Annotated in this window: 8 protein-coding genes; 1 reads left to right on the top strand and 7 read right to left on the bottom strand. The window is 45.9% G+C overall.

Annotated elements, in window-relative coordinates; all coding sequences use genetic code 11:
- Positions 1–18: 18 nt before the first annotated feature.
- Genes LEP1GSC047_RS08075 through hisD form a run of 7 tightly spaced genes read right to left on the bottom strand, consistent with a single transcriptional unit; the run spans position 19 to position 11,619 of the window.
- Entirely contained in the window at positions 19–1,434 is a 1,416-nt protein-coding gene (locus LEP1GSC047_RS08075) for an undecaprenyl-phosphate glucose phosphotransferase (protein ID WP_010410593.1), read from the bottom strand.
- A 3-nt stretch (positions 1,435–1,437) separates the two neighbouring features.
- Positions 1,438–4,380 carry an LPS-assembly protein LptD gene (locus LEP1GSC047_RS08070; RefSeq protein WP_039934440.1) on the bottom strand — a complete coding sequence of 981 codons (2,943 nt, stop codon included), beginning with the start codon at positions 4,378–4,380 and terminating at the stop codon, positions 1,438–1,440.
- Between the two features lie 34 nt (positions 4,381–4,414).
- Positions 4,415–5,251 (bottom strand): undecaprenyl-diphosphate phosphatase, encoded by an 837-nt coding sequence (locus LEP1GSC047_RS08065; RefSeq protein ID WP_010410612.1) that lies wholly within the window; start codon positions 5,249–5,251, stop codon positions 4,415–4,417.
- A gap of 31 nt (positions 5,252–5,282) precedes the next feature.
- Positions 5,283–5,978 carry a lipoprotein LipL31 gene (locus LEP1GSC047_RS08060; protein WP_010410614.1) on the bottom strand — a complete coding sequence of 232 codons (696 nt, stop codon included), beginning with the start codon at positions 5,976–5,978 and terminating at the stop codon, positions 5,283–5,285.
- A gap of 48 nt (positions 5,979–6,026) precedes the next feature.
- Complete coding sequence (mfd, locus tag LEP1GSC047_RS08055) at positions 6,027–9,467, bottom strand: transcription-repair coupling factor (protein WP_010410616.1); 3,441 nt, start codon at positions 9,465–9,467, stop codon at positions 6,027–6,029.
- Between the two features lie 10 nt (positions 9,468–9,477).
- On the bottom strand, positions 9,478–10,329 hold the full coding sequence (gene panC / locus LEP1GSC047_RS08050; RefSeq protein WP_010410620.1) for a pantoate--beta-alanine ligase: 852 nt from the start codon (positions 10,327–10,329) through the stop codon (positions 9,478–9,480).
- A 9-nt stretch (positions 10,330–10,338) separates the two neighbouring features.
- A complete protein-coding gene (gene hisD, locus LEP1GSC047_RS08045; RefSeq protein WP_039934439.1) occupies positions 10,339–11,619 on the bottom strand; it encodes a histidinol dehydrogenase in 1,281 nt (426 codons plus the stop codon).
- Positions 11,620–11,686: 67 nt separating this feature from the next.
- Between hisD and LEP1GSC047_RS08040 the strand changes: the two genes are divergently transcribed.
- Entirely contained in the window at positions 11,687–12,451 is a 765-nt protein-coding gene (locus LEP1GSC047_RS08040) for an exodeoxyribonuclease III (RefSeq protein ID WP_010410626.1), read from the top strand.
- The last annotated feature ends 9 nt before the right edge of the window (positions 12,452–12,460 follow it).

Raw genomic sequence — 12,460 nt, 5'->3', positions numbered from 1 at the left:
GGTTCTCCTCTGTCCTGATTAGTAGGCGTTTTTATCCATCACTCCTTTAAAAGGAGTCAGTAGAATGATCTTTATGTCCAGCCATAGGGACCAGTTTTCTATATAGTAAATATCGGCTGCGATTCTTTCGTCTATCGAAGTATCGCCTCTCAAGCCTTTTACCTGGGCCAATCCGGTAATCCCCGCTTTTACGGCATGCCTCCGCATATAATGGCGGTGGTCGCTTTTGAATTTTTCCACGAAATGAGGTCTTTCCGGACGAGGCCCGACGACGGACATATCTCCTATAAGCACGTTAAAAAACTGAGGAGTTTCGTCAAGGGAGGTCTTTCTCATGATTCGACCGATTTTAGTGACTCTCGGATCGTTCTGAACGGTCCAAGTGGTTTCCGACTGTCCTTTTTCCTGAACGACCATACTTCGAAACTTAATCATTCTGAAGCTCTTATTATCCAAACCGACTCTATCCTGGAAATAAAAAACGGGGCCTTTCGAAGTCAGCTTTATCAAGGTCGCCAGTAAAAGATAAAAAGGAGAAAATAAAACGATAAACGTTAAGGAAAAAAGGATATCGAAACTTCGCTTAATAAACCTATTATAGCCCAGCCGAATCGGAATATTACGAATCGAGATAACGGGCAAACCGTCCATCTCGTCCACCCTACCCTTCGCTTTTATGAATTCTTGAAACCCTGGAATAACTTTTAAGTCGATACCCTCGGTATCGCAGGCGTCCAGAACATCGTGCAAAAATTCTCCCTCGTCGTTATTCAGGGCATAGACCACCAAGTCCGGCTTAACTTCAAGAAGGACTTTTTCGATCCTCTCCGCCTTTCCTAAGATCTTCATTTCCTTCCGAATCGGCTTGAAATTTCCGGATGCGACATACCCGATGATCTGGTAGCCGTATATCTGATGGCGGAAAACCGAATCCGCAAATCTTGCTGCAGTCTCACGAACTCCGATCACCAGGACCCTTCTCAAATTATAACCTTTACGGCGAAGATATTTCAGTAATTGCCTCGTAATGAAATGCAGAAAGCTAGTGGAAAAAATGTTCGTTACTGCGAATGCCAAAACGAAATATCGGGAAAACCGTTCGCTTCCCAAATCGCCCCTGAAAAAGAAAAGAAGAGAGAGAACCAAAAGCAGGTTCAGGAAGACTCCGCCAAAGATCGTCATGAACTCGTCCGCGAAGGAAAGTCCCCTGCGAGGATGATACAAATCGATGGAAAGGTAAACCAAGACCTGAGAGAGGGAAAGAAGTAATGAAAGTATAATATAACTTTCCGTCTCGACGTAGGCGCGGTCGGATCCCGTCGGATCTAAAATGTAAAATCGAAGAGTGAACGCAAAAAGACAACTTCCCAGGGAGAAAATTACGTCCAAAAAAACGAACAGTAGTTTGAAGGTTTGGCTTCTCTCTTTCAACATATTTTACTCCGAATCGACCCCGTCCAAATAACCGGCTCTCAATGGCCGTTTTCTGAACCTGTAAATCCGCATTCTCGTCAATTGCGAGGTGTCCTCCGTACCGATCGTTAGATCCGTCAAGGAAATGGAAAAGAAAATGGACTGATCATAGAAAGTGACCTGGCTGGCGGCGTTGGTTCCTCCCGGAACCGAACGCAAATCACTGCTCAGCCCGAGTTTGAAATTCATCGTATGCAAATTATATTTCAAGACTCCCATTACTCGATTTATATTCAGAGCGGTATTTTTTTGGGCTTGGGTTCCGTTAATTCCCGTGCCGTTAACCAAATCCTGACCGATACTCGTGGAATTCATGTTCATCGAGGTAAAGGGAGCCGTAGGATCCTGGCTGACTATGTACCGCTGGTAATAGTAGTTATCGGTTTGATTCGTATATCTCCAAGGTTCAGTTACCCGGGAATCCAACTCGGCCTCGAACCCCAATTCCCTGGTGATGTCTATATTAGCCTTAATAAAGAATCGATAGCTGTCGATCATCTCCGCATAATATACATGGTACCAGGTGCCCCCGGCTTCAAATTCCCGGATATAGCGCAAAAACGGAAGACGAAATCCGCCTAATTTATAGGAAACAGTCAGGTTATTCGAAAGGGGCCTGTGCAACGGTGTATGATAAACGAAGTCATTATTGAAGAAAAGTCCAGTGTAAAAACTCCTTTTTCTCTCCAACAAACTCCGTTTGCGGCGACTGACCCCTTCTAAGAAATCGAAATACCCGGCAAAACGGAATACCGTATAATACCATCTTTCCTGGCTAGTCGGTTGGGGTTGATAGCTGGAGGAAAAATTACGAAGATCCCGTACGGTTTTCAAAGAGATTTCGAAATTTTCCAATGCATAGCTTTCCAACGAAAGTTCTAGTTCGTGCTGGCGATTCTTCATCAATACCGGATCCTGCAAATCCGGCTTTTCCGCTTCCAATTTACGATAAGTCGTATTGAAGAAGAATACGGGAGCGCCTATACGTAAATTCGTGTTCGTTCGAATGTACTGGTAGCTATCCCGCGCTAAACTTCTCTCCAATGCGGTGAATGTCGTTTGAGAAGTTTGACTATTCGAGGGTAAGGCAGCGGATTGTTTCTTTGCTCCGTAATAAACGTTCGGCGCCAAAGAAACGTAACTTCCGAAATTCATCGAAGTTCGAAAACCGGTTTCTCCCTGAATGAAAGTTTGGGTCCTTAAAAGATTCTCCTTATAGTCTCCGTTAGGGTCCTGATAATTTCCATCGGGAGTCGGGATCTTCAGATTTTGCCGAACCGGAGCGCCGTAAAAGCGAAGTAAGGTGCTCGTTAAATACGTATCCCAATAAACGGGCGTCTCGAAATAAGGAAGTCTTCCTACCTCCGAATTATTCTTAATCGTAACCGAAGGTAGGACGTCCACAGTCGGAAAGTATGCGGATTTAGTTTGGGGAGCCAGGTTATAGAAGAGCATATTCCTCTTCATATTCACGTTAACGGACAAGTCCCCGCGATTTTCGGTGTAATCGGCCTTCCATTCCAGGTTGTTTCGAACATATCCGAAGCGGACGTCGCGATACGTATATAAGGATTGTAAACTATTGCTAGGCTGATAGCGGTTTCCATATTCGTATTCGAATAAGCGATTCGTAAAATTCTCATATTGAATGGAGAAATTTCTTGTCACGTCCTTCTCCGTATTATTCATCTTCGAATTCAGAAAAACTCTACCTTTCAGCCAAGGTTCGCTTTTCTTTCCTACGTCGGGATATCCTGCCCAGTTCGTTCCCCTATCCACCTCGTTCGTAACGGCAGTCGTACTTATATTAAAACGATCCTGAAATCCCGCAGTGATTTGATAGTCTTTGTGGTTCGCATAACCGACGTCTATCAAATAGTTAAGCGCGCCGCTCTGCTTCCACATCTCCAATTGAGCCGCTTGCCCGGTCTTTTCGTAAAAATCCGCCCGAAGTTTATAACCCATGGGTGCCAGAACCCAGGTGGGTATCGCGGACCATTGGTAGGAGTTCTGCATGAACAGGCCCTGGGTATTATTCTTTCCCATTTGCGTTATCCAGCCGTTGCCTAGATTATTCGTGTAGAAAGCCGGAAGCCAAAAAACGGTCGTGCCGCCTATCTTAAGTTTGACGTTCGTCGAGAAGGCGGTTCTATCTTCGTAAATAACGACTTTGTTGACTTCGAAAGAATAATGGGGCTTCTCCGCATTGCAGGCGGTGAAGTACCCCATCTCCAGCATGTATCGCTTGTCGTCTAACTTCTTGAATTTTTCGCCGAAGAAGTATGCGGGTGCGAGAGTCCCTTTGGTTCTATAGACGACACCCTTATCCAGCTTATAATCGTAGATAAACTTATCGCCCTCGACTTTAGCCCGACCATCATCGTATCGAATTCCGCCTTCCGCATATATCTCCTGACGATCGGAATCCACCGAAATAGTTTCCGCCTCGAGATGACCGCTACGAAGTTTAATTCGAACCCGTCCTCTCAAAACCAGAACTCCGTTCTTCGTTTTATCGACCCTGAGCAATTCGCCTTCGGCCGCGTTCTCAATCACCATTGGAGGCTCTTTCTTAGGACCCTGCGGAATCTGTAGATTCTCCGGCGCCGACATATCCTTCTCTTCCAGAGAAGCCTTGAGCCGCTGTCGTTTCGTATAGATGGAACCTTCCCGCGATAACCCCAGATTCTCCAATTGTTCGTCGACTTCCCGCTCGGTTAAGGACTCGATCGATTTGGATAAAAGCTTATTACGAGTCTTAATTACCGATTTGGAGGAGTCATCTTCTCCTGATGCGGTGGAATCGGACGTCTGAGGAAGGCGCGACGTGTCCACTCCCTGGGCCCAGGTAACCATGGGTAGAAAAAGCAGCAGAACAAAGGTGCGGATCCAGAGACGCATTCCAATCAAGGCCACAATCTACGGTCCGGCCAGGCCTGCATCAATTTAATTTATAGAATATGAGAACTGCCAAACCCAGAATAATCCGGTAAATCCCGAAGGCATCAAAGGAATGGGATTGTAAATATTTTAAAAACCACCGAATGACCAATATGCAAAGTAGAAAAGAAGCTAAAAATCCGAAAGCAAGAATGGGCAACGTATCTCCGTTCAGAATATGGCGATACTTGTAAAGCTTGTATGCGCCGGCGCTGATTAGAACCGGGACCGCTAAGAAAAACGAAAATTCGGCCGCATGTCGGGCATCTTTCTTTAAAAACCTAGCGGTTACGATCGTAGCTGCCGAACGTGAAACTCCGGGTATCAAAGCGGCACATTGAAAAATACCAATCAAAATGGCGTCTTTTAGACGAACCGGCTCCGGGTTATGAATTTGAGAACTTTTACGGAACCAAATCTCGGAAAGCAAAATCAAGATGCCTCCTGAAACCCAGGCGGATCCTAGGATCAGCAGGAGATCGGATCTCGCTTTAATTACGTCCAATTTTCCCTTAAAAAGAAATCCTGCGACTAGGATCGGAATACAACCTACGAGAATTTGACTTACAAAGAGAATCCCTTCCGGATTTTTCTCCTTACCGAGTAGATAGTTAAGGCTTAGTCGTCCGTGTCGGAGAAAACGATCATGATAGAGCACGATTACGGATAAAATGGCTCCGCTCTGAATAAAGATATCGAACAGATCGTCGAATTCTCCCCCTTCCGAAAACGGAAAGAAGGAGGAGAAAAGGAATAAGTGCCCTGTGGAGGATACCGGCAGGAACTCCGTAACGGCTTCGATTACGCTACGGACGAATGCGTTGAGGAAAGATTCCAAATTTTACCGCGTGTCAAAACACCCCGGAAAATTACTTAGCCTCGGAGGACTCTTTATTCTCCGTTTTAGCTGCTTCCGGGAATACGATATTTTTGCTTAAGTAGTTTTCCAAATCAAACTTTTCGTTATGTTTGATCGTAACTCCTTCCTTCACTCTTTCCAAAACTTTAGGATATACTTCCATGGAACGGCGACTCTTAATTTGCGCTCTGGCTAAAAGGAGACAGCGATCGATCGGAAGGCTGTTCACTTCCGCATTGCGCTTACGTAACTCTGCGCATTCGGTCTGAGCTTCCTCTTCCGATATTTTTATCTTGGATTCGACCTGTTCTGCGATGTACAAGTTGGAGATTAATTGCATCTCTTGGAACTTTAGAATTTCCTTAATATCGGCTCGCTTAGTAAAGCCGCTTTTATCGGCGACTAGTTTGATCATAAGCATCTGGCGATAACGTTCAAAAAACGTTTTCTTCTGGAACTCGTCGCGTAACGGACGCATTTGTTCGGGAACTTCGGCCGCATCTTTCGTAATAAAGTCGATAATATTCTTTTTTTCAATGTTCTGAGTACGACTCAGAGTATCGATAGCGGTTTCGTAAGCGCTTTCAAAACCGCCGACAGTGATCTTGGTCCCGTCTATGGACTCGATTACTTGGGTTCCGTCCCCACAACCGGGGATCAAGGTTAAAATAAAGAGTAGGCTAATGGAAGATAGTGTCCGTTTCATCGATGGAATTTCCTAAGCAAAAATTAGTGATCAGCATCTCCCCGTCCATTACTTTTTACCTGGTTGCATCTCCGTAAGTAGATAGACTAGAGTAGATAGCTTTTCCTTTTGATTCGCCTTGCCAGGACGAAAAAGTAAAACATTCGGCTCTCTAGGGTTCATCGTTAAACCCATCTTCGCGGAAATTAAAGTTACGATCTTCTCATAACTACCGCGGAAATGTGCCCCGGATTTCATGCGAATTTCTTCACCCACTTCGGCGACCGTTTCGAAACCGATAGCGGAGGCGAGAGTCCGAATCTTCTCTAAAAGAAGGAAAGTCTTGGCTTCTTCGGGAGGTTCCCCGAATCGATCCACCATTTCGTTCGTAATTTCTTCGATCTCGTCCAGATCTCGAGCGCCTTCGAATCTCTTATAAAATTCGATTTTCTGCCGAGTATCCGGAATATATGTTTCAGGAATGTAAAAATCGGTTTCTAAATTGATCGAGGTCCGAACTTCGATAGGGATCTCCTCTCCTTTGATCCTAGCGATCGCCTCTTCCAACATGCGAACGTATAAATCGAATCCGACTTCCATAATGTCGCCCGATTGCTCTTTTCCGAGAAGATTTCCCGCTCCCCGAATTTCCAAATCCCTCATTGCAACCTTAAAACCGGAGCCGAGTTCCTGGTATTCGTAAATCGTATTCAGTCTTTTTTCGGCGTCTTCCGTTACTACGCGATCCCTGGGGAGTAAAAGGTAAGCGTACGCTTTCCGATCGCTTCGTCCGACTCTTCCGCGAATTTGATATAATTGGGAAAGGCCGAATAAATCCGCCCTCTTTACGATGAGAGTATTTACGTTCGGAATATCTATACCGGATTCGATGATCGTAGTGGTAACCAGAATGTCATACTTCTTAGCGTAAAAATCCACCAAGGTTTCTTCGATTTCATCTTCGGTCATCTGACCGTGCAGAACTCCGATGGAAGCTTCCGGAACGATTTCGTTTAAATGTTTCGTTTCCCTCTCGATCGACTCCACGCGATTGTACAGATAAAAAACCTGACCTCCCCTCGCTAATTCCTTACGAATCGCTTCGCGTAATAAATCCTCGTCCTCCTCCAAAACGTACGTTTCCACGCTTTGTCGATTCTTGGGCGGAGTCGCGATGATGGAAAGTTCCCGAATTCCCGTTAAAGCCATATGCAAAGTTCTCGGGATCGGCGTCGCGGTCAAAGTAAGTACATCCACCAAGTTTTTCAGCTTCTTAATGGATTCCTTATGATTCACTCCGAATCTTTGCTCTTCGTCGATGATCAAAAGTCCTAGATTTTTAGGGTGAACGGAATTCGCGAGAATCGCATGCGTCCCTACGATCATGTCGACTTTTCCCGTAGAAAATCTTTTTAATACGTCGCGGGTTTCGGCGGCTGTTCGCAACCTGGATATCAGTTCGACCGTAATTGGGTAATTTTCGAATCTCTTTTTAATCGTATTATAATGTTGTAAAGCTAAAATCGTGGTGGGTGCGAGCATTAAAATCTGCTTCCCCGCCATAGCGACCTTAAAAGCCGCTCGAATCGCGACTTCCGTTTTTCCGTAACCCACGTCTCCGCAAATGAGGCGATCCATAGGCCTAGGCGACTCTAGATCCTTTTTGACCGCTTCGATCGCGTCGATTTGATCCGGCGTTTCCTCGTATTCGAATTCGGCTTCGAATTCCTCTTGGTATACGGTGTCCGGCGGGAAAGAGTACCCCTGCAACTTGATACGATTCGAATACATTCTTACCAAATCTTCGGCAAGACCTTCGACGGCTTTTTGAACCCGATCCTTGGTCTTCTTCCAAGTGCTTTTCCCCAAACTATCGAGTCTGGGCTTCTCGGTACCGCCCACGAAGCGTTGCACCAACGAGATCTGGTCCAACGGCACGAAGAGAGTGTCCCCTCCTTGGTATTCCAGCTTCAAGAAATCCCTTTCTTTTCCGCCTGCATTCACACGTTCTATTTTTAAGAAGCGACCCACACCGTGGTTAACGTGAACGATGAAATCTCCCTCCTTTAAATCTAGAAAACTTTGAATGGCCTTACTGTTCTGTTTTTTAAATCGCGTCTTCCGCTTGTATTCCCTTCCGAATACGTCGTTTTCGGATAAAAGCAGAATTTTCTCTTCGTCCCATACGAATCCGTTTCTAAGTTCCGAAACGACCAGAAATACGTCGGCCCTGTCATTCTTTGCGAACAGGATTTCCTTCGGTTCGGTGGATTCCGAATTTAAAAGTTCGATTCCTTCCGATTCGAATAAGCCTTGGAGACGCTTCGTTTGCGCCTCGAAGGAAGAGGTAAGCACGATCTTCCAGCCCCCTTCTTGCCGAAGTTGGACGATTTTCTCGCGGACTTCCCGAATCTTTCCCTTAAATGCAGGAGCTTCGTTTAACGGACAAACCGGATCGCCAGGCTTGGAGGGAGGAAGTTGAGAAAAGGAAATGCCGACAGCTTTCTCCACCGACTCCTGTTCTTTTCCTACGGAAAGCAGGGCTGACGGAGGGGCGCAGATTACTTCCTTATTTCGTTTTTCAAACAAGGATTCGTATTCGCGTTTCAGTTGCGCCAAACGTTCCTTTGAATCGTTTGCAGCGGGAAAAATCAAAATCGGCGGTTTGGAAAAGTAGGAAAGAAATCCCACGTTTTCCCTTACTAGCGGAACTAGCTCTTCGAAATAAGTTCCTCCGGAATCGTCCGGAATCTCGGGCAGATGTAAGGAAGAATCGGCTTCGGATATTACTCTACGATAAGCGACCTTTTGCTCTTCCGATAAAATATATTCATCGGCGGGAGGGATGTAGGCTTCCTCCAATGAAACTAGGGACCGCTGGGTTTCAGGATCGAAGGTACGAATGGATTCCAATTCGTCTCCGAAAAAGTCGATTCGAATCGGTTCCCTGGAAAAGGAAGAAAAAACGTCCAGGATCCCGCCCTTGAGGCTGAATTCACCGAAAGCTTCACAGACGTCTTTTCGACTATAACCTAATTGCGATAAATCTTTCAAAAGAGAATTCAATTCCAGTTCCTGCCCGACTTCCAAACGAATCGTTCTACCCTTAAGTGCGGAAGGCGCGGGAAGGGTCTTCAAGAATCCGGCAACGGAGGTGAAGATCAGAACTTTTTCCCCGGAGAGAATTTGTGCCAATGCCTTGATTCGTTCCCGTTTCATTTCCTGAGGATAACGCATGTATTCGTAAGGGAGAACTTCCTGACCTGGAAAATAATAGGATCTACCTTCCTTTACGAAGCTTAACGATTCTCTATGAAGAAACTCCGCTTCGGTATTCGTAGCGACGACGACGATCACCGAATCCTTGCTTAGATCCGCAATGATACTTGCTAAAAGAGAATGTAAAGAGGAAGGAACCGAGCTTATTTTTGAAAGATTCTTCCAAGACTTCTGAATCAATTGTGAAAGCGGTTGTTTCCAATCCACTAAGGATGTTTCGACTTTAGGCATAACTAGGATTTTACGAGACCTGAACCGTAATATTGTCGATTAAGCGAACTGGACCGAGGAAGGCAGCAATCGCAAGCAGGACCTCCCCTTTCAATAGAGGAATCTCCGCCAAAGTATTCGCATCCAAAACTTCCAAATAATCCGTTCGAATGCTGGCGGAAGAATCTAAAACGTCCTGCATCACGGTCTTAATCTCTGCCGGATCCTTTTCGCCGTTTAAAATCAGATTTTCCGCGAGTTTCAAAGCTCTAGAAATAAGGAGTGCCTCATCCTTATCGGAATCCGATAGTCGTGCATTTCGCGAGCTAAGTGCGAGTCCCTTTACATTTCGAATCGTGTCGACCCCTATGATTTCCATGGAGAATCCGAGCATCTTAGTGAATTCCTTCACGATCAGATATTGTTGATAATCCTTTTTGCCGAAGTAGGAACGATCCGCTTCGACAGTATGAAAAAACCGGGAGAGTACGAGTAAAACTCCTTCAAAATGACCCGGACGAGTAGCCGCATCCAAATTCTTCATCAAACCGGGTACTCGTAATTCGATATCGGGAACTCCTCCGGGATATACCGTATCCGAATCGGGCAGATATACCAGATCGACGCCGGATTTTTCGCATAATTCCAAATCGTTGTCGGTGCTCACCGGATATTTGGCAAAGTCTTCCGGATCGTTAAATTGCGCGGGATTTACGAAAATGGAAACGATCGTTTTATCGTTCCCGGAGACCGAGCGTTCGAATAATGCGGCGTGCCCCTCGTGTAGAAACCCCATTGTCGGGGCAAAGCCCACGCTCAAACCTTTCGATTTCCAATCTCTAACCGTTTTCCTGACTTCATTCGGATTTTTTAATACGATCATGTTCGACTCTTATTCCGGAAGTCTGATTTTAACCGAATTTCCGTGCTCTTCGTCCAATCCTTCGAATTCGGATAGAACTTTCACGTACGGATACAATTCGGCCAACGAAACTCGGTTTATTTCCTGGAACGTGATTCTCTTTAAGAAAGTCATCACTCCGAGAGAGGAGAAAATTCGGCTGCCACCGGCCGTCGGTAAAATATGATTCGTTCCGCTGATATAATCGCCCATCGCCACCGGAGAATACGGTCCTAAAAACACCGAACCGGCATGTCGAATCCCTTCGAATAATTCCAGATAATTTCTAGTCTGAATCTCCAAATGCTCGGGGGCATATTCGTTGGAAAAATCGACGCAGGATTTCAAATTCGAAAAGACTAGTATCCAACTTTCGTTTTGAATCGATGCCGTTTTCATTTCCCTTCGTTTAGGTCTTTCTAATAAAGCTTTATCTATTTCCGCCGAAACCTTCTTAGCAAACTCCATCGAATCCGTACATAATATCGCAGCCGAATCTTCCCCATGTTCGGCCTGGGATAAAAGATCCGCCGCAACCCAGTTCGGATCGGCGGAATCGTCCGCAATAATCAATACTTCGCTGGGTCCTGCCGGACTATCGATTCCGATTCTACCCTGCCCGCTAAGAATGATCTTAGCCGCGGTAACGAATTTATTGCCGGGCCCGATGACGAATTCCGAACGAGGAATACTTTTTGTTCCGTATGCAACCGCAGCGATTCCTTGCGCTCCACCTGCGGTGATGATCGAATCCGCTCCCGCAATCTTTGCCGCCGCATATAAGCCCTCCGGAATACCGCCATCCTGAGGCGGAGTCACGATTTGAATATGGGGAACTCCCGCTATCTTAGCAGGTAAAACTCCCATCAAAATGGTGGAAGGATAGAGAGCTTTCCCGCCGGGCGCGTAAACGGATACGGATTCGATGGGAGTATAACGAATTCCTAATCTATTCCCGGAAACCATCGTATCCAAGGAAGTTGGAAGTTGAGCCTTATGGAAGGTCTCTATATTCTCCTTCGCCTTTTCTAGAGCCGCTTGTAAGTCGGAAGGAATGGAACCTTTCCATTCGCCAACAGGATGGTAGAAAGTATCTAGGTCTAATTTATCGAATTTGTGCGTCAGCTCGCGAAGAGCTAAATCACCCTTATCCGAGACCGCTTCCAAAATCGGGATGACCAAGGGCATAGTTTCGCCCAGGTCTTGCTTCGCACGCTCCAGGATAGACTTTAAGGAGAAGCTTCCGTCAACTTCTCGGATTCGGATGCCCATACCGACCAGTTTTTTTCTTTGCCTCGAGTTCGCATCCCGAAAATCCTGGGCTACCCGAGCGAGGAACATGAAACTTATCTGCTTAAACTGTAACGGTATCCGCTCCGCCTGGACCAAAGGGTTAGGAGATTTATTGAGTTCGGAACGTCCGGACTTCGTTTGCTTTCAGGAAACGAAGGCACAATCCGACCAGCTTTCGGCCGAAATATGGGAAAAACTCGGGTACAAAGCCTATTTTCACTCCGCAGAAAAGAAGGGATATTCGGGTGTAAGTCTCTGGGCCAAAAAGGAACCTAAGAAGATTACCTACGGAATCGGCGTGGAAGAATTCGATAAGGAAGGCAGAAGCGTTTTAGCGGATTACGGTGATTTTGCGATCTGGACCGTCTACTTCCCTTCCGGAACGACAGGCGATATTAGACAAGCGGCAAAAATGCGATTTCTGGATGAATTCCTAAAACTTTCCAAAAAACTTAGGAAGAAGCACCCGAATCTCATTCTTTGCGGTGATGTCAACATAGCGCATACGGAGAAAGACATCCATGATCCGAAAGGAAATGCCAAAAATAGCGGGTTTCTTCCGGAAGAAAGAGCCTGGCTAACCGAATTCCTAAAAAGCGGCTGGATCGATAGTTTTCGGGAATTATACCCAGAAAAGCAGGAATACTCTTGGTGGACCTTCCGGGCAGGCGCTCGAGGCAATAATAAAGGATGGAGAATCGATTATTTTTTCGTTCCGGAAGAACTAAAGAAGAAATTGAAACGCCTAGAGATCCGCAAAGATCCGATTCTTTCCGATCACGCCGCCCTGATTCTAGAGATCTCTCTCTGACTCTAAGCC

This window comes from Leptospira inadai serovar Lyme str. 10 (assembly GCF_000243675.2).
Taxonomy (GTDB): Bacteria; Spirochaetota; Leptospiria; order Leptospirales; family Leptospiraceae; genus Leptospira_B; species Leptospira_B inadai.
Note: the sequence above shows the minus strand (reverse complement) of the source record. Positions and strands in the feature narration are given on the sequence as shown.

Coding starts and splice junctions, on each gene's coding strand:
- LEP1GSC047_RS08075 (WP_010410593.1), bottom strand. CDS start 1,434: ATGTTGAAAGAGAGAAGCCAAACCTTCAAACTACTGTTCGTTTTTTTG.
- panC (WP_010410620.1), bottom strand. CDS start 10,329: ATGATCGTATTAAAAAATCCGAATGAAGTCAGGAAAACGGTTAGAGAT.
- LEP1GSC047_RS08060 (WP_010410614.1), bottom strand. CDS start 5,978: ATGAAACGGACACTATCTTCCATTAGCCTACTCTTTATTTTAACCTTG.
- hisD (WP_039934439.1), bottom strand. CDS start 11,619: ATGGGCATCCGAATCCGAGAAGTTGACGGAAGCTTCTCCTTAAAGTCT.
- mfd (WP_010410616.1), bottom strand. CDS start 9,467: ATGCCTAAAGTCGAAACATCCTTAGTGGATTGGAAACAACCGCTTTCA.
- LEP1GSC047_RS08040 (WP_010410626.1), top strand. CDS start 11,687: ATGAAACTTATCTGCTTAAACTGTAACGGTATCCGCTCCGCCTGGACC.